Origin of the sequence: Microbacterium paraoxydans (genome assembly GCF_020524545.1) — a bacterium.
Lineage (GTDB): Bacteria > Actinomycetota > Actinomycetes > Actinomycetales > Microbacteriaceae > Microbacterium > Microbacterium paraoxydans_C.
Window position 1 is genome coordinate 657,139 of record NZ_JAIVLG010000001.1, and the last position, 15,645, is coordinate 672,783.

The following is a 15,645-nucleotide window of genomic DNA, read 5'->3' on the forward strand; positions in this document are numbered from 1 at the left end:
CGGGTGGGGACATCAGCGGTCCCGACGAGGTCGGCGGTCCCGATTAGGCTGAGTACATGCCCCAGACCGTTCCCGCTCCCTTCCCCTGGGCGGATGTGTGGGGGCAGGACGCCGCGGTCGACACGCTCCGTGCCGCCGCCGCCGATCCCGTCGCGCTGTCGCACGCCTGGCTGATCACAGGACCACCGGGATCCGGACGATCGACCCTCGCCTACGCGTTCGCGGCTGCGCTGATCGCCGACCACCCCGATGACGAGAACGTCATGCGTCAGGTGCTCGCCGGCACGCATCCCGATGTCACCGCGTTGCGCACCGACAAGGTCATCATCACGATCGCCGAGGCCCGCGGCCTGGTGGAGCGCTCCTACTTCGCCCCCTCCGCCGGCAGATACCGCGTCATCGTGGTCGAAGACGCTGACCGCATGGTCGAGCGCACCTCCAACGTGCTCCTGAAGGCCCTCGAGGAGCCGCCGGAGCAGACGGTCTGGATCCTGTGTGCCCCCAGCGAGGCGGATCTCCTTCCCACGATCCGCTCCCGGGTGCGGTCGTTGCGGCTGACCGAGCCCGATGTCGACGATGTCGCGCGTCTCATCAGCGTGCGCACGGGCGCTGAGCAGGCCATCGCCGAGCAGGCCGCGCGGCACGCGCAGCGTCATATCGGTATGGCCCAGCGGCTCGCGACCGATGATGGTGCTCGCCGTCGCCGCGATGAGACGCTCCGATCCGTCCTCGGAGTACGCGGTGTGGGTGATGCGGTCGAGGTCGCCGGCCAGATCATCCAGGCTGCGACGGAGGATGCGAAGGCCCTCACGGCTGAGCGCGATGCCAGTGAGCGCGCCTCGCTGCTGCGCACCATCGGCGTCGCGGAGGGCCAGGCGGTGCCACCGGCGTTGCGCACCCAGCTGTCCGCGCTCGAAGACGATCAGAAGAAGCGCGCCACGCGAAGCCTTCGAGACGGGATCGACCGGGTGCTCACGGACTTGCAGTCGCTGTTCCGCGACGTCGTGATGCTGCAGTTCGATCGTGGCGGAGACCTCATCAACCGTGAGCTCCGTCCTGAACTCGAGGCGCTCGCGGCCGTCTGGCCTGTGACCCGTACTCTTGTCGTACTTGACCATCTAGCCGAGACGCGGCAGTCGCTGGAGCGCAACGTCGCTCCGCTGCTCGCGCTGGAGAGCTTGCTCGTGACGATCACGAGCGGGAGGAAACCGTGAACGACCTATCGACTTCCCGCTTCCGTCGTGTCATCGGGGTCATCGCCGGCCTCGCCGCGGCATCCGTCGCGCTCTCCGGCTGTCTGTACGCGATGATCCCCGAGCAGTCCTCGCGGCCGTCCACGACCGCCGCTCCCGACACCGAGGGTGTCGCAGAAGACCTGCTGCCCTTCTACTCGCAGGAACTGACCTGGACGGAGTGCGGCACCGGGTACGACTGCACCGATGTCACGGCCCCGCTCGACTGGGAGAACCCTGCCGCGGGCGACATCACCCTCGCAGTGGTGCGTCACCGGGCGCAGGGAACCCCGGTCGGCTCCCTGCTGACCAACCCGGGCGGTCCTGGAGCCAGTGGGGTCGACCTCGTCCTGAACAACCTCGGATTCGCCGTCGGGCCCGACCTCATCGAGAACTTCGACGTGATCGGCTTCGACCCGCGCGGAGTCGGTGATTCGACCGCCGTGACCTGCTACGAAGCGCCCGAGATGGACGACTACCTCTACGGCATCCCCGCCGCCGCCCGCGGTACCTCCGAATGGGAGGCGGAGCTGCTCGCCGCGCACAAGTCGTTCGCCGAGGCGTGCAACGCCAACAGTGCGGGCATCCTGCCGTACATCACGACCGTCAATGCGGCGCGCGACATGGATCTGATCCGCGCAGTGCTGGGCGACAAGCAGTTGAACTACCTCGGGTACTCGTACGGCACGTTCCTCGGTGCGACCTACGCGAAGCTCTATCCCGAGAAGGCCGGCCGTCTGGTGCTCGACGGCGCGATCGATCCGGCCGTCCCGGGGCTCGAGGTCGGCGCGACGCAGGCACTCGGATTCGAATCGGCGCTGCGTGCCTATATGCAGAGCTGTCTCGACTCCGGGGAGTGCCCGTTCGCCGGGACGGTGGATGAAGCGATGGCTGATCTGGGAGCGCTGCTGGCGAGCGTCGACCGCACGCCGTTGAAGGGCGGCGACGGTCGACTCATGGGCGCGGACAGCCTGCTGACCGCCATCATCGCGGCGCTCTACTCGCAGGACAACTGGGGATTCCTCACGCAGGCGCTCGACGAGGCGCTGCAGGGCGACCCGACCTCGGCGTTCTTCCTCGCGGACTTCTACAACAGTCGCGAAGACGGCGTCTACATCGACAACTCCACCGAGGCGTTCCGCGCATACAACTGCATGGACTACCCGGTGGAGGACGACCCCGCTGCCGAAGCTGCGATCGATGCCAAGATCGCCGAGGGGGCTCCGACGATCGCTCCGTACTGGAGCGGCCCGGATTCCTGCGAGGTCTGGCCCTATCCGCCGACCGGGACCCGTGGCGAGATCACGGCTGAGGGTGCTGGACCCATTCTAGTGATCGGGACGACGAACGACCCGGCGACGCCGTACGAGTGGTCCGAATCGCTTGCGGATCAGCTGGAGGAGGGCGTGCTCATCACTCGCGTGGGGGAGGGGCACACCGGCTACAACAAGGGCAACATCTGCGTCGATGACGCGGTCGAGGCCTTCCTGCTCGATGACGTGGTGCCCGAAGACGGCCTCCGCTGCGAGTGAGACCGGTCCGATTCGCGAGCGAGCGCGAGACAGGGTAATATCGGTGATCGCGCCGCTCACGCGTCGCACGCCGCTTTAGCTCAGTCGGCAGAGCATTTCACTCGTAATGAAAAGGTCGTCAGTTCGATTCTGACAAGCGGCTCCGAAGGCCCCGTGATGCGAAGAACATCACGGGGCCTTTCCCGTCTCGGCGGCGTAACCTCGAAGTATGAGCAGAGCGCTTCTCATCGTCGATGTGCAGAACGACTTCACCGAGGGCGGTGCACTCGCGGTAGCGGGTGGTGATGCGGTGGCGTCCGCCGTCACGGACTTCCTCTCCGCGCGCGCCGCGGACTACGAGGCGATCATCGCTTCCCGCGACTGGCATGACGCCGAGGGGGACAACGGAGGACACTTCGCACAGACGCCGGACTTCATCGACTCCTGGCCGGTGCACTGCGTCGCCGGCACACCGGGTGCCGAATACGATCCGCTCCTGAACACCGGATCCGTGACCCATCACGTCCGCAAGGGCCAGGGCCGGCCCGCGTACTCGATGTTCGAGGGGGAGACCGAGGCGCACGAGAGCGTCGGCGTGATCCTGTCGGCGGCCGGCGTGCTCAGCGCCGACGTCGTGGGAATCGCGACGGACCACTGCGTCCGTGCCTCCGCGCTCGACGCGATCGCACACGGCATCCACGTTCGCATCCTGACCGACCTCGTCGCGGGGGTTGCTCCGGACACGAGCGAGGCTGCGCTCGCTGAACTCGTCCATGCCGGTGCGGAACTGGTCGTGAGCGCGGACGCGTGAGCCGCAGCGTCCTCCTCCTGCGGGCGGTGAACGTCAGCGGACGCAACAGGGTTCCGATGGCTCGACTGCGCGAAGTGCTGGCCGCCGAGACGGACCTCGTCGACGTCTCGACGTACATCGCCAGCGGGAACATCATCTGCGCGACTCCACCGGATCCGGACACCGCGCGCGCCGCCGTTCGCTCCGCGATCGACCGGGAGTTCGGAGTGGACACCCCCGTGATCCATCGGACCCATGCGCAGTTGGTCTCGTCGGAGTCCGCGCAGCCCTTTCCCGAGGGAGACGCGACCTTCGTGCACGCGATGTTCCTGGAGGGGCCGCCTGCGAGCGGTGCGCTCGCATCCTTGGAGGAGCGTCTGCTCCCCGCGGAGCGCCTCGCCCTCGTCGCGGACGACCCTGTGGATCGACTACGGCGCCGGCGGCGTGCATTCCACGAAGCTGACCAAAGCGGTGCTGGACCGTGCGCTCGGTGTGGCGGGGACGGCCCGCAACCTGCGCACGACCCGCACGCTCATCGAGCTGACCGCCTGATCACCCACGGCTGAGCCTCAGTGCCCCGCGTCGCCGAGTTGCGTGCTCACGCCGATCGGCGGCAGGTGCGGATGTGCCTGCAGGTCGACACGTCGGGAGCCGCACTCCGCACAGCGCACGTAGAGCACGATGCCCTCGCTCGTCGGATGCCGGGATTCCACGCGCCAGCCATGCTCATGCGTCGCGGGCTCCGGTCGGAGGCGGGGGATCGGAAGAGTGTTCGGCGAGGTCATGCATCCAGCGTGATGTAATGGTCTTATGCATCTCAACCCTTACGGAGAGTATGCCGTCCTGCTGGCGGCATCGTTGGCCAACGACTGGCCCGCGGACCGCGCCGGCATCGAGGCGCGCACTCTCGCCCTCGGTATGACGCAGACCTTCCCGCCGGCCGTCGACGACCATGCGGAAGTCAGAGCGGTCATCGACGACTGGCTCGCGATCGTCGACGAGCCCGACGCGGATGCGCGGGCGCTACTGCTGAACGCGCAGCTCGCCGCCGCAGCGGCCTACCCGCGGTTGACCAACCACGACGGCGAGGGCTGGCACCTGCACTACCGCGATGACGTCCCCTCCCTGCCGTACGTGCTTCGCGCGATCATCAGCCTCGGAACCTCGTTGCATCTCGTGACCCGGGGAATGGGCAGGCTCGGCCGCTGCCAGGCCTCACCGTGCACGAACGTCGTGGCGGATGTGACGCGCAACGGTCGTCAGCGGTTCTGCTCCGTGCGCTGCGCCAACCGCGCGGCCGTGCGTCGGCACCGGGCTCGCGGGTGAGGCCGACGTGCTCGGCCTCACCGGGCCGATTCACGCGGTCTGGCCTTCATGCGTTCCCTCACCGATCTCCTCGACGAGCTTCGCGTTGAAGGCTGGGAGGTCGTCCGGTGTGCGGCTGGAGACGAGCCCTTCGTCCACGATGACCTCCTCGTCGACCCACGTCGCTCCCGCGTTGCGAAGGTCAGTGGTCAGGCTCGGATAGCTGGTGAGAGTCCGCCCGTCCACGACATCGGCCTCGATGAGGATCCAGGCGCCGTGGCAGATCACGCCGACGGGCTTGTGCTGGTCGAAGAACGCGCGGGCGAGCGCGATCGACGGCTTGTCGAGGCGCAGGTGGTCGGCGTTGACGACGCCACCGGGAAGCACGAGCGCGTCGAACTGGTCCGCTGCGGCGTCGGAGGCGAGAAGATCGACAGCCTGCTCGTGGCCGTTCTTGCCGGTGATCGCCGCTCCCGACGGGGCGATCAGGGTCGCGCTCGCACCCGCGGCGGTGACCGCCTCCCACGGACTGGTGAGCTCGCTGTCCTCGAATCCGTCGGTCGCCAGGAACGCCACTCGGTTGCCGGTGAGAGTCATCGTTCGTCCTTTCGTGGGGGGTCGCCCGCGGGTTGCGGACGAGTCCACCCTCTCCCGGGCGACGCGGTGCGTGAAGGGGGTGGCCGGGGAGCGGGGGAGGATGCTAGAGGCGAAGTCGGGCGGACGCGGAGTGCTCCCCGCGGATCGGTGCACAGAAGCAGTAGCATCCAGCCATGCGCTTCCGTTCCGCCCTCGTCCTCGTCCCGGTGCTCGTGCTGCTCGCCGGCTGCGCCCCGGAGCCGGCGCCGAGTCCCTCGCCGACCGCGTCGACGGGTTCGCCGTCGCCGAGCCCTTCGCCGACCGAGACGCCGACGCCGGAGCCGGAGCCGACCGCGCCCGCAACGGCGTTCGCGACCGCCCAGCTGGTGGAGCTGTGCACGGAGCGGACCCGGAGTCTCGCACCGGAGGCGACCTATTTCTCCGACATGGCGACCACGGAATGGCTGGGTGGTCGGTCGCTCTGGTTCGTCGTGATCCCCAAGACGCTGGAGGGACAGGACAGCGTCGCGGTGTGCGCGATCGGTGGCAGCCCGGAGGCCCCGGTCTTCGACCTCGAAGGCGAGACACTGCCGAGCGGCGTGGCCGAGATCCGCGATGAGCTGTTGGCCGGAGGGCACGACGGCGAATCCTGAGTGGATTCACGTCGTCGTGCTGTGGTGGGCCCCGTGGGGCTCGAACCCACGACCCGCGGATTAAAAGTCCGATGCTCTGCCGACTGAGCTAGAGGCCCCTGCGTCAAGTCTAGTGCGCAAGAAGAGGGGCCGTCAGCGACATGACTCCGCTGACGGCCCCTCTCTCCTTCTCAGGATCCTCCCCCTGCTCCCGAGAAGGGCGTGTGTCGGGTGTCCTCCCACCCGACGGTCCCTGGCTTAGGATGCCGGGGGCATCAGAACCGTGTCGATGAGGTACACGGTCGCGTTCGCGGTCTGCACTCCACCGCAGATGACCTTGGCGTCGTTGACCATCAGGTCGTCTCCGCTGCCCGTCACCTCGAGTTCGGCGCCCTGCACGGTCTCGTGCATGCCGTCGATGTCGGCCGGCTCGATCTGGCCGGGGACCACGTGGTAGGTGAGGATCGAGCTCAGCGTGGCGCTGTCGGTCTTGAGAGCCTCGATCGTGGCCGGGTCGATCTTCGCGAAGGCGTCATCCACCGGGGCGAAAACGGTGAACTCCCCACCGTTCAGGGTGTCGACGAGGTCGACGTCGGGGTTGAGCTGTCCGCTCACCGCAGAGACCAGCGTGGTCAGCAGCGGGTTGTTCGAGGCCGCCACCGCGACCGGGTCCTGAGCCATACCCTCGACGGATCCTGCGCCGTCCGGCACGGCGTCGGCGTATGCCGCGCAGCCGGGGCCGACCAGGTTCGCGGCCGGGTCCATCTCCATCGGCGTCGACTCCGACGTCTCCGGTGCCGCCGGCTCGGAGGACTCGTCCGTGGTGCTGCCGCTGCCCATGGAACAGGCCGAGAGCAGGAATGCGCTCGCCAGGCCGAGGGTGATTGCCGCGGTGACCTTCTTCTTGGTGCTGAACATGTCGAGCTCCTTCGGAACTGAGCCACGGCCTCTCCGTGGCGTCGAGTGCTGTTCGGAGCCCCCTCGGGTTCGGATGGGAAGAATCTGAGAAATCTTCGAAATCGGTCCCGTGGCGGCCTCGCATGCGCGGGATCGGGGCGGAGATACGGCATGCTTGTAGGGATGGTCATCGATGGGTTCGACGTTCCCGAGGACGGAGCGACGCAGGATGCTGTCGCCGACCTCATCGTCCGCGTCGCGTCAGGTGATCAAGCTGCCTTCGCGACTCTCTATGACCTGCTCTCCTCCCGGGTTTTCGGTCTCATCCTCCGTGTGCTCATCAACCGCGCACAGAGTGAGGAAGTACTCCAAGAGGTCTTTCTGGAGATCTGGCAATCCGCTTCCCGCTTCGCTCCGAACAAAGGTCAGGGACGAGCGTGGATCATGACGATCGCGCATCGCCGGGCCGTCGATCGGGTGCGTGCTTCGCAGTCGAGCGCCGACCGAGACGTACGAGCAGGATTCAAGGACATCGGCGTCGCGCACGACAGTGTCGCGGAGCAGGTCGAATTGGGGATAGAGGGAGGGAAGGTCGTCGACGCGCTTTCGGGGCTACCGGAGGCGCAGCGCGAAGCACTCGTCCTCGCGTACTACGGCGGTTACAGTCAGAACGAGATCGCGGCCCTCGTGGGCGCGCCACTGGGGACGATCAAGACACGGATGCGAGACGGGCTGACCCGTCTGCGCACGGCGATGGGGGTGACGGCATGAACGAGAAGGACTTCGCAGAACTCGCGGCAGGTGCCGCGCTGCACTCGCTGTCTGCGGACGACGAGCGCCGCTATCTCGCTGCCCTCGCGGAGCACCCGGAATGGGAGAACACCGTGGATGAGGATGCCGCCACCGCTGCATCGCTCGCGGGCCCGGTCGAGCCAGTGACCGCTCCCGCGCACATCCGATCCGCGCTGCTTGCACAGATCGCGGATCTGCCCCAGGACGGCGGAACGCCCACTGCGTCGAACGTCGCCTCGACGACCACGGACGACACGGCAGCATCGCAGGACGCCGCCATCGCCTCCGGGGCCGCACAGAAGCCGAAGCCGCGCCGCTGGACGCGGAGCGTGTTCGCTCTGGCGGCATGCCTGGCCGTGCTGGTCGGCGTCGGCATCGGTGCGGTCGCCCTCAACCAGCAGCTCAATCCTCCCGCCAGCGTGGTCGCGCTGCAGGAGATCGAGGCGGCGGGAGACGCCGAGCAGGCGACCGTCGCCCTCGACGACGGCGGTTCGGCGACCGCGCACTGGTCAGCCTCGGTCGGCAAGGCCGTGCTGGTCGCCGACGGCATCCCCACCCCCGCAGAGGGCGAGACGTACGAGCTCTGGTTCGTCCGCGGTGATGCTCCGGTCTCCGCGGGTGTGTTCGATGTGGACGACGGTGACGCCACAGCGCTCCTCGCGGGCGAGATGCAGGCGGGCGATGCGATCGCCGTGACCGTCGAGCAGGCCGGCGGATCTCCGACGGGCCAGCCGACCACGGACCCGGTGATCGTCATCCCCACGGCCTGACCGTCGTCGATCGCGCGTACCCTGGAGGGATGCCCGAGCAGCATCACCGTCCCGTGCGTCGACCCACCACCGCCTTCGACAACATCGTCGGTTCGCACGATCCCGCCGAGGAGACCCGCGTCGCGCATGCCACGGCTTCCGCACTGCTGACCCGCGTGCGTGCGGACGAGAGCGGCGCGAGTGCCGAGCGTCTCGTGGCCTTCGCCGCGGAGCACGGCATCGACGAGATCGCCGAACTCTGGTCGAAGGCACCATCGCGCACACTTCCCGGTGCACTGTGGCGTCTCTACGTGCTGCAGCTCGCGATCCACGCCGACGCCCGCACGGCCGCACTGCTCTATGACCGGGGCCGTGTCGAGCTGCCGTCTGCAGACACCGTGATCGCCGGTGCTCCGGTGCCTGCGGGGCCGGACGAACTCGTCGCCCTCATCGACACCATCCTGCGCGGGGCGTTTCGGGGCGACTTCGCCGTGGCGCTCGACCGCGCGGCCGCCTTCTGTCGTGTGCAGGCTTCCGGTGCGACCCACACCGCCGATGACTACGAGCCGACGGAGCCCGCGCGCGCCAGCGAACTCACGACGCGAGCGCTGCGTCTGAGCAGCTATGCGCAGGACCTGGCGGCGGCGGCCGTGCTGTGGCGGTCCGGAGCCCTCAGCTGAGCGATCGTCCCTGCGGAGCGCGTGGGGAAGACGCTCGGAGGCCCTGAAAAGGAAAGACCGGGCCGCAAGAACGCCTCTCGGCGGAAGGCCGCTCGTAGCGGCGAAAAATGGAGCCCGGGGTTATGCGGCCCGGCCACTCAATTGTAACGCGAAGCAGTCGTGGGTATTCCCGCCCTCTAGGCTCGGATCATGACCGGGCGTTTCGCACTCATGATCGATCCCGTGGCCGTCGAGGAGCAGCGCTCCGACTATGCCGACACGTTCACTCAGGTGGATGCGGCAGCGCCGGCCCTGAGCGTCGGCGAGCTCAGCACGCAGCGGGGCGATGGGGTCTTCGAGTCCATCGGCGTCGTCGACGGGCATGCGCAGGAGGTGGTCCCGCACCTCGAGAGACTCGCGCACTCCGCACGCCTGTGCGATCTTCCCGCGCCGAACCTCGACCAGTGGCATCAAGCCATTCGCGCGGCGGCTGTGCAACTCGGATCGGGTGAGTCCGTCATCAAGCTCATCCTCAGCCGTGGTGTCGAGCACGGCCCCGCTCCCACGGCATGGGTGACCGCTGCTCCGGCCGCCGACTTCGCCGCCGTGCGGGAGCGCGGGGTGCGCGTCGTCACACTGGACCGTGGCTACGACCTGGGCGCTGCCGAGAGGGCGCCGTGGTTGCTGCTGGGCGCCAAGACCCTGTCGTATGCGGTCAACATGGCGGCCCTGCGTGAGGCCCGCCGCCGTGGCGCGGACGACGCGATCTTCCTGTCCAGCGACCGGTTCGTGCTCGAGGCGCCGACCGCCTCGCTGATCCTCCGTTTCGGGGACCGCTTCGTGACCCCGGCACCGAACGGGGGCATCCTGCACGGGACGACCCAGCTCAGCGTGTACGAGCACCTCGCGGCGCAGGGCTTCGAGACCGCCTACGACCGCATCCCGGCGACGGACCTCCCGCGGGCGGATGCGGCATGGCTGGTGTCGAGCGTCCGCCTCGCCGCGGCGATCACCGCGATCGACGGCACCTCCCTCCCGGTCGACACGGCCCTGACGGCCGCCCTCAACCGCTACCTGCTCTCTCCCCGCTGACCCCCTGCCCCCTGCCTCCCTGCCCCCGTGCCCCCTGCCCCCCCTGCCCCCCGTGCCAAAACGGAGAGCATCCGGCCGCTCCACGGCGTGTCCACTCCAGACACGCCGTGGCGTGCACAGGACGTCTCCGTTTTGGTGCGGCGCGACACGTCGAGCGAGGCACGCAGAGGTCAGTGGGGAGCCGGGGCGAGGTGGGCTCCGCGCGCGAGAGCGCCGAGGATCGCGGCCTCTACGAGCGGCCAGTCGTCGATGATGAGCTCGTAGGTGAACCGTAGAGTCGTGTACCCGGCGGCGGCCGCTTCAGCGTCGCGCCGGAGGTCCTTGCTGCGCTCCTTCTCGCGGGCGTGATTCTCCCGGCCGTCGGCTTCGAGGATGAGGCGCTCGCCGATGACGAAGTCGACCTCTCCCACGCGGTGGATCGACACCTGCGTACGGACGTGGACGCCGATCCGGTGCAGGCGAAGCCGGATCAGCGACTCGAGCCCGCTGTCGGCGTCCGCTCGGGCGAAGGCGACGAGCCACCGCACCGAGGCCGGGAGATGCCGGTGGAGCCACGCGAGTGCCGCCGGCGAGATCAACGATCGGCGCAGGGCGGACTCGAGCGCGACGAAGAAGGCGTCCTCGCCGCAACAGGCTGCGATCTGGAGGAGGGCGTTCGGTACCGGTGCAACCTCGCCGACGCGCACGCGCCCCTCATCCCAGTGCATCACGCAGTCCTCGCACGACGACCGGGGTGTTCCCGCGTCTCCCATCCAGATGTGCGGGGTGGAAGGCGTCTCGAGTACCCAGAGTCCGTGGACCGCCGCGGCTTGGGCGCATCCGATCGTGCCGCCGTGCGAGGCCGCGTGCAACCAGGCCTCCGGGGTGTCGGGGAGTGCGTAGACGCCCTGGCGAGGGCGGATCACCTCGCCGGACCGCACGGCGCGCGCGAGCTCGGCGCGGCTCACACCTCGTCGTCGGAGCTCAGAGGTCCGTGCCATCCGCCCGAGCGTGCGCAGCACGGAAGCAGTATGGGCGAACGACATCGATCGATACTGCCCTGGGCGTGCGGTGGCGCGATGCCGCGGCCGCGGGACCTGTGCACAAGTCGCGCGGCTCGCCTCCGGTGCAGTCGACGCACGACCTCCTCGGATATGCGAAAACCCAGACCATCGGGCCCCGCGGCGGCGTGTCCTTGGGGGACACGCCACGAGGAGCGCGGATGGTCTGGGTTTTGGCAGCCCTCGCGTGCGCGGGTTCAGCCGAAGCGACCGGAGACGTAGTCCTCAGTGGCCTGCACCGAGGGGGTGGTGAAGATCGAGGTGGTGTCGTCGTACTCGATGAGCTTGCCGGGCTTGCCCGTGCCCGCGATGTTGAAGAACGCGGTCTTGTCCGACACGCGGCTCGCCTGCTGCATGTTGTGCGTGACGATGACGATCGTGAACTCGTTCTTGAGCTCGCCGATCAGCTCTTCGATCGCGTAGGTCGAGATGGGGTCCAGCGCGGAGCACGGCTCGTCCATCAGCAGCACCTGCGGCGACACGGCGATCGCGCGCGCGATGCACAGTCGCTGCTGCTGGCCGCCCGACAGCCCGGAGCCCGGCTTGTCGAGCCGGTCCTTGACCTCGTTCCACAGGTTCGCGCCCGTGAGCGACTTCTCGACGAGGTCGTCCTGGTCGCTCTTGGACATGCGGCTGTTGTTGAGCCTGACGCCGGCGAGCACGTTCTCCTTGATCGACATGGTGGGGAACGGGTTCGGGCGCTGGAACACCATGCCCACCTCGCGGCGCACGAGGACGGGATCGATGCCGGCGCCGTAGAGGTCCTTGCCGTCGAGCAGCACCTCACCTTCGACGCGGGCGCCGGGGATGACCTCGTGCATGCGGTTGAGAGTGCGCAGGAACGTGGACTTCCCGCACCCCGAGGGGCCGATGAAGGCCGTGACACTGCGCGGCTGGATGTCGAGGGAGACGCCCTCCACAGCGAGGAAATCGCCGTAGTAGACGTTCAGGTCGTTGACTTCGATGCTCTTGGACACGTGATTCCTATTCTGAGTGGTCGGGTGCTCAGCGGCCGGTGAGCTTGGGAGCGAACAGCTTCGCGATGAGACGCGCGAGCAGGTTCAGCACCATGACGATGAGGATGAGGGTGAGGGCTGCGGCCCAGGCGCGGGCGATCGACGCATCCGGGTTCGTGCCCTGGTTCATGTACTGGTTGTACGCGAACACCGGGAGCGTCATCATCTGTCCGCTGAAGATGTTCGTGTTGAGGCTCTGCGTGAAGCCGGCGGTGAGCAGCAGCGGCGCGGTTTCACCGATGACGCGGGAGATGGCGAGCATGACCGACGTCATGATGCCGGCGATCGACGTCGGCAGGACCACCTTGAGGATGGTCAGCCACTTGGGGACTCCCAGCGCATACGACGCTTCGCGCAGCTCGTTCGGGACGATGCGCAACAGCTCCTCGCTGCCTCGCACGACGACCGGCGTCATCAGCACGGCGAGGGCGAGGGCGCCCATGATGCCCATCGAGATTCCGGGGCGGAACAGCAGTGCGAACACGGCGTAGATGAACAGACCGGCGACGATCGAGGGGATGCCCGTCATGACGTCGACGAAGAAGGTGATCGCCTTCGCGATCTTGCCCCGTCCGTACTCGACCAGGTAGATCGAGGTCATCAGACCGATCGGAACGGAGATGATCGTGGCCGTCAGGGTGATCAGCACGGTGCCCCAGATGGCGTGCACGATACCGCCGCCGTCGCCGACGACGTTGCGCATTGAGTAGCTGAAGAACTCGAGGTCGAAGCGCTCGATGCCGTTGGCGACGACGGTCCACAGCAGCGACACGAGCGGCAGCAGGGCGATGAGGAACGCGGTGGCGACGAGCGCCGTCATCAGGCGGTCGACGGCCTTCCGCCGGCTCTCCGCGATCGACGAGATCACGGTGATGATGACCATGTAGAGCAGGATGCCGACGATCGCGGTACCGACGATGTTGAAGTCGGCGAGGCTGGAGCCGGCGGCGGCGACGCCGAAGATGGCGGCGGAGATGGCGAACGACGCCGCGAGCAGCGCCCACGGAGCCCACTTGGGGAGCTTGCCCGAGGTGAGCGACGCGGTGCTCGCCGGAGTGGCGGTCAGGGTGGTCATGTCAGTTCGCTCCCGAGAACTCGGCGCGGCGGGCGACTATCCAGCGCGCCACCGCATTGACCGCGAAGGTCACGACGAAGAGGATGAGGCCGGTCGCGATGAGTGTGTTCACGCCGGTGTCATGGGCTTCGGGGAAGGCCAGGGCGATGTTCGCGGGGATCGGCGTGGGGTTCGTGGCGGTGAGCACCAGGAAGCTGACGACCGCGGACGGAGAGAGCACCATGGTCACAGCCATCGTCTCGCCCAGGGCGCGGCCGAGGGCGAGCATCGCCGCGGAGACCATGCCGCCGCGCGCGAAGGGCAGCACCGCCATGCGGACCATCTCCCAGCGCGTGGAACCGAGTGCGAGTGCCGCCTCCTCGTGGAGCTTCGGCGTCTGCAGGAAGACCTCGCGGCAGATGGCGGTCATGATCGGGATGCACATCACCGCGAGCACGAGTGCGGCCGTGAGGATCGTCTTGCCCGTCGAGGACACCTGGCCACCGAAGAAGGGCACCCAGGAGGCGTTCTCGTTCAACCAGGCGTAGATCGGCTGGAGGAGCGGCGCGAGCACGAGGCCGCCCCAGAGCCCGAAGACGACGGAGGGGACGGCGGCGAGCAGGTCGATGATGTAGCCGAGGACGGCGGCGAGACGGCGGTGGGCGTAGTGGGAGATGAACAGGGCGATCCCGATCGCGATCGGCGCGGCGATGAGCAGCGCGATGAAAGACGCCCACAACGTGCCGAACACCAGCGGCCACACGTACACCCAGAACGACTCGCCCTTGAGGATGTGGTTGTCGCTGGTGTCGAGTTCGAAGGCCGGGAGGCTCTGGATGAAGAGGAAGGCGGCGACCAGCGCGAGGACGATGAGGATGATGATCCCCGCCCCGAGTGCCGTACCGGAGAAGATCCGGTCGCCGAGCCGCTGCTTGCCTTTGATCGGGGCGGGCGGCGCCTTGGTCGGCGTCGGTGTCGGCGCCTGCGCGGTCGTGCTCATGATCTCCCTGTTTCGGGCCGGGTCGATGTGGATCGGATACTGACCGGGAGGTGCCCCCGCGCCCCGTCGGGACGCGGGGGCACCGTGTCAGCGTGTCGGCGTGATCAGCCGACCTGGATCAGGTCGATCGCGGCGAGGACCTGATCGCGCAGGCCGTCCGAGATCGGTGCGCTGCCGGCGTTCTCGGCGGCGGCGTCCTGGCCCTCGGCGCTCGCGATGTACGTGAAGTACTCCTTCACGAGCTCCGCGACGTTGCTGTCCTCGTACTGCTCGCAGCCGATCAGGTAGCTGACCAGGGCGATCGGGTAGGCCCCGTCCGAAGCGGTGGAGGGGTCGACGTCGAAGACGAGGTCGCCTTCGCCGCGGCCCTCGACCAGCGGCGAGTTCTCGACGAGCTTGGCGGCCGCCTCGGCGGAGTAGGCCACGAAGTCCCCGTCCACGCCCACGGCGACCTGTCCGAGGCCGTCGGCCTGCGACGCGTCGAGGAAGCCGATCGCGCCGTTGCCCGCGGTGATGGCCTGCTTCACACCGGAGGTCCCCTGTGCGGCCTCGCCGCCCTGGATCGGCCACACGTCGGCCGGCTCGTACGTCCAGACGTCACCGGCGGTGGCGTTGAGGTACTTGGTGAACGTCTCCTGCGTGCCCGAGGGGTCGGAGCGGTGCACGGGCGAGATAGCCAGGTCGGGCAGCTCGACGCCGTCGTTCAGAGCAGCGATCTCCGGGGCGTTCCAGTTGGAGATGGTGCCGGCGAAGATGCCTGCGATGGTCGCGGCGTCCAGGTTGAGGGAGTCGACGCCTTCGAGGTTGAACGCGACGGCGACCGGCGAAATGTAGAGCGGGACCTCGATGATGTCGTCGGTGGTGCAGGCGCCGAAGCCGCCGGCGGCCACCTCTTCGTCGTTGAACGCGCGGTCGGAGCCGATGAAGTTGCTGCCGCCTTCGAGGAAGTTCTCGCGACCCGTGCCGGAGCCGGTGGGCTCGTAGTTGACGGTCACATCGGGGTTCGCGGTCTGGAACGCGGCGACCCAGGCTTCCTGCGCGGCAGCCTGCGAGGACGCGCCGGTGGCGTCGATGGTGCCGGAGAGCGAGGACTCGGTGGGCTCGTCGGTGGAGCCGCCGCTGCCGGCTTCGTTCGCGGCGCAACCGGCGAGAGCAAGAGCGGCGACGGCGCCGATGGCGCCGATTCGTGCGATTCGGGAGATCTTCACTGTGAATCCTTCGATCTTGGATGGGTGGGGCCCGGTGCAGGGCACACAGTGACGCTATGGGCGACGGTTAACGAGACTCTCCCGAGCAGGTG

The 15,645-nt window shown here is 68.2% G+C and carries 18 protein-coding genes and 2 tRNA genes; 11 read left to right on the forward strand and 9 right to left on the reverse strand.

Going from position 1 to position 15,645, the window contains the following annotated elements; all coding sequences use genetic code 11:
• The first annotated feature begins 56 nt into the window (after positions 1 to 56).
• From LC041_RS03230 to LC041_RS03250, 5 genes are all read left to right on the forward strand, one after another.
• Positions 57 to 1,214 (forward strand): DNA polymerase III subunit delta', encoded by a 1,158-nt coding sequence (locus tag LC041_RS03230; protein ID WP_226531515.1) that lies wholly within the window; start codon positions 57 to 59, stop codon positions 1,212 to 1,214.
• On the forward strand, positions 1,211 to 2,764 hold the full coding sequence (locus LC041_RS03235; protein ID WP_226531516.1) for an alpha/beta hydrolase: 1,554 nt from the start codon (positions 1,211 to 1,213) through the stop codon (positions 2,762 to 2,764). Before LC041_RS03230 ends, LC041_RS03235 begins: the two co-directional genes overlap by 4 nt.
• Before the next feature lie 69 nt (positions 2,765 to 2,833).
• Positions 2,834 to 2,906, forward strand: a tRNA-Thr gene (locus LC041_RS03240).
• 66 nt (positions 2,907 to 2,972) lie between these two features.
• Positions 2,973 to 3,554 (forward strand): isochorismatase family protein, encoded by a 582-nt coding sequence (locus tag LC041_RS03245; protein ID WP_226531517.1) that lies wholly within the window; start codon positions 2,973 to 2,975, stop codon positions 3,552 to 3,554.
• A complete protein-coding gene (locus LC041_RS03250; RefSeq protein ID WP_226531518.1) occupies positions 3,551 to 4,099 on the forward strand; it encodes a DUF1697 domain-containing protein in 549 nt (182 codons plus the stop codon). The genes LC041_RS03245 and LC041_RS03250 overlap by 4 nt, the downstream gene beginning before the upstream one ends.
• 3 nt (positions 4,100 to 4,102) lie before the next feature.
• Here LC041_RS03250 and LC041_RS03255 read toward each other — a convergent pair whose 3' ends face one another.
• The gene (locus LC041_RS03255) at positions 4,103 to 4,318 is read right to left on the reverse strand and encodes a hypothetical protein (RefSeq protein WP_226531519.1); all 216 of its coding nucleotides are present in this window, start codon (positions 4,316 to 4,318) and stop codon (positions 4,103 to 4,105) included.
• 25 nt (positions 4,319 to 4,343) lie between these two features.
• Here LC041_RS03255 and LC041_RS03260 point away from each other — a divergent pair, with 25 nt between their 5' ends.
• Positions 4,344 to 4,859 (forward strand): CGNR zinc finger domain-containing protein, encoded by a 516-nt coding sequence (locus LC041_RS03260; protein ID WP_226531520.1) that lies wholly within the window; start codon positions 4,344 to 4,346, stop codon positions 4,857 to 4,859.
• A gap of 30 nt (positions 4,860 to 4,889) precedes the next feature.
• Here the strand turns inward: LC041_RS03260 and LC041_RS03265 are convergent, their stop codons facing one another.
• Positions 4,890 to 5,435, reverse strand: a complete 546-nt coding sequence (locus LC041_RS03265; protein ID WP_226531521.1) for a type 1 glutamine amidotransferase domain-containing protein — start codon at positions 5,433 to 5,435, stop codon at positions 4,890 to 4,892.
• Positions 5,436 to 5,608: 173 nt separating this feature from the next.
• On the opposite strand from LC041_RS03265, the gene LC041_RS03270 reads away from it, so the two are divergent.
• Positions 5,609 to 6,067 carry a hypothetical protein gene (locus tag LC041_RS03270; protein WP_226531522.1) on the forward strand — a complete coding sequence of 153 codons (459 nt, stop codon included), beginning with the start codon at positions 5,609 to 5,611 and terminating at the stop codon, positions 6,065 to 6,067.
• A 22-nt stretch (positions 6,068 to 6,089) separates the two neighbouring features.
• Here the strand turns inward: LC041_RS03270 and LC041_RS03275 are convergent.
• Positions 6,090 to 6,165, reverse strand: a tRNA-Lys gene (locus LC041_RS03275).
• 139 nt (positions 6,166 to 6,304) lie between these two features.
• Positions 6,305 to 6,964 carry a fasciclin domain-containing protein gene (locus LC041_RS03280; protein ID WP_226531523.1) on the reverse strand — a complete coding sequence of 220 codons (660 nt, stop codon included), beginning with the start codon at positions 6,962 to 6,964 and terminating at the stop codon, positions 6,305 to 6,307.
• A gap of 150 nt (positions 6,965 to 7,114) precedes the next feature.
• Here LC041_RS03280 and sigK point away from each other — a divergent pair, with 150 nt between their 5' ends.
• The 4 genes from sigK to LC041_RS03300 all read left to right on the forward strand — a co-directional run bounded on the left by sigK (position 7,115) and on the right by LC041_RS03300 (position 10,235).
• Positions 7,115 to 7,714 carry an ECF RNA polymerase sigma factor SigK gene (sigK, locus tag LC041_RS03285; RefSeq protein WP_226531524.1) on the forward strand — a complete coding sequence of 200 codons (600 nt, stop codon included), beginning with the start codon at positions 7,115 to 7,117 and terminating at the stop codon, positions 7,712 to 7,714.
• The gene (locus LC041_RS03290; protein ID WP_226531525.1) at positions 7,711 to 8,505 is read left to right on the forward strand and encodes an anti-sigma factor; all 795 of its coding nucleotides are present in this window, start codon (positions 7,711 to 7,713) and stop codon (positions 8,503 to 8,505) included. The genes sigK and LC041_RS03290 overlap by 4 nt, the downstream gene beginning before the upstream one ends.
• Positions 8,506 to 8,534: 29 nt before the next feature.
• Positions 8,535 to 9,164: a DNA-directed RNA polymerase subunit beta gene (locus LC041_RS03295; RefSeq protein WP_226531526.1), complete on the forward strand. Its 630-nt coding sequence runs from the start codon at positions 8,535 to 8,537 to the stop codon at positions 9,162 to 9,164.
• Between the two features lie 189 nt (positions 9,165 to 9,353).
• On the forward strand, positions 9,354 to 10,235 hold the full coding sequence (locus tag LC041_RS03300; RefSeq protein WP_226531527.1) for an aminodeoxychorismate lyase: 882 nt from the start codon (positions 9,354 to 9,356) through the stop codon (positions 10,233 to 10,235).
• Between the two features lie 170 nt (positions 10,236 to 10,405).
• Here LC041_RS03300 and LC041_RS03305 read toward each other — a convergent pair whose 3' ends face one another.
• From LC041_RS03305 to LC041_RS03325, 5 genes are all read right to left on the reverse strand, one after another.
• Positions 10,406 to 11,260 carry a type IV toxin-antitoxin system AbiEi family antitoxin domain-containing protein gene (locus LC041_RS03305; RefSeq protein ID WP_226531528.1) on the reverse strand — a complete coding sequence of 285 codons (855 nt, stop codon included), beginning with the start codon at positions 11,258 to 11,260 and terminating at the stop codon, positions 10,406 to 10,408.
• A 212-nt stretch (positions 11,261 to 11,472) separates the two neighbouring features.
• Positions 11,473 to 12,252 carry a phosphate ABC transporter ATP-binding protein PstB gene (gene pstB / locus LC041_RS03310; protein WP_226531529.1) on the reverse strand — a complete coding sequence of 260 codons (780 nt, stop codon included), beginning with the start codon at positions 12,250 to 12,252 and terminating at the stop codon, positions 11,473 to 11,475.
• A gap of 28 nt (positions 12,253 to 12,280) precedes the next feature.
• Positions 12,281 to 13,366, reverse strand: a complete 1,086-nt coding sequence (gene pstA / locus LC041_RS03315; RefSeq protein WP_226531530.1) for a phosphate ABC transporter permease PstA — start codon at positions 13,364 to 13,366, stop codon at positions 12,281 to 12,283.
• A 1-nt stretch (position 13,367) separates the two neighbouring features.
• Entirely contained in the window at positions 13,368 to 14,345 is a 978-nt protein-coding gene (gene pstC / locus LC041_RS03320; protein WP_226531531.1) for a phosphate ABC transporter permease subunit PstC, read from the reverse strand.
• A gap of 104 nt (positions 14,346 to 14,449) precedes the next feature.
• Positions 14,450 to 15,553 carry a phosphate ABC transporter substrate-binding protein PstS gene (locus tag LC041_RS03325; protein ID WP_226531532.1) on the reverse strand — a complete coding sequence of 368 codons (1,104 nt, stop codon included), beginning with the start codon at positions 15,551 to 15,553 and terminating at the stop codon, positions 14,450 to 14,452.
• Positions 15,554 to 15,645: the final 92 nt, after the last annotated feature.

What these genes read in the sequence shown, in the direction of transcription:
- LC041_RS03245 (WP_226531517.1), top strand. Translation starts at nt 2,973, where the DNA reads ATGAGCAGAGCGCTTCTCATCGTCGATGTGCAGAACGACTTCACCGAG.
- pstA (WP_226531530.1), bottom strand. Translation starts at nt 13,366, where the DNA reads ATGACCACCCTGACCGCCACTCCGGCGAGCACCGCGTCGCTCACCTCG.
- LC041_RS03270 (WP_226531522.1), top strand. Translation starts at nt 5,609, where the DNA reads ATGCGCTTCCGTTCCGCCCTCGTCCTCGTCCCGGTGCTCGTGCTGCTC.
- pstC (WP_226531531.1), bottom strand. Translation starts at nt 14,345, where the DNA reads ATGAGCACGACCGCGCAGGCGCCGACACCGACGCCGACCAAGGCGCCG.
- LC041_RS03255 (WP_226531519.1), bottom strand. Translation starts at nt 4,318, where the DNA reads ATGACCTCGCCGAACACTCTTCCGATCCCCCGCCTCCGACCGGAGCCC.
- LC041_RS03295 (WP_226531526.1), top strand. Translation starts at nt 8,535, where the DNA reads ATGCCCGAGCAGCATCACCGTCCCGTGCGTCGACCCACCACCGCCTTC.
- LC041_RS03230 (WP_226531515.1), top strand. Translation starts at nt 57, where the DNA reads ATGCCCCAGACCGTTCCCGCTCCCTTCCCCTGGGCGGATGTGTGGGGG.
- LC041_RS03305 (WP_226531528.1), bottom strand. Translation starts at nt 11,260, where the DNA reads ATGTCGTTCGCCCATACTGCTTCCGTGCTGCGCACGCTCGGGCGGATG.
- LC041_RS03280 (WP_226531523.1), bottom strand. Translation starts at nt 6,964, where the DNA reads ATGTTCAGCACCAAGAAGAAGGTCACCGCGGCAATCACCCTCGGCCTG.
- LC041_RS03300 (WP_226531527.1), top strand. Translation starts at nt 9,354, where the DNA reads ATGACCGGGCGTTTCGCACTCATGATCGATCCCGTGGCCGTCGAGGAG.
- LC041_RS03260 (WP_226531520.1), top strand. Translation starts at nt 4,344, where the DNA reads ATGCATCTCAACCCTTACGGAGAGTATGCCGTCCTGCTGGCGGCATCG.
- sigK (WP_226531524.1), top strand. Translation starts at nt 7,115, where the DNA reads ATGCTTGTAGGGATGGTCATCGATGGGTTCGACGTTCCCGAGGACGGA.
- LC041_RS03290 (WP_226531525.1), top strand. Translation starts at nt 7,711, where the DNA reads ATGAACGAGAAGGACTTCGCAGAACTCGCGGCAGGTGCCGCGCTGCAC.
- LC041_RS03265 (WP_226531521.1), bottom strand. Translation starts at nt 5,435, where the DNA reads ATGACTCTCACCGGCAACCGAGTGGCGTTCCTGGCGACCGACGGATTC.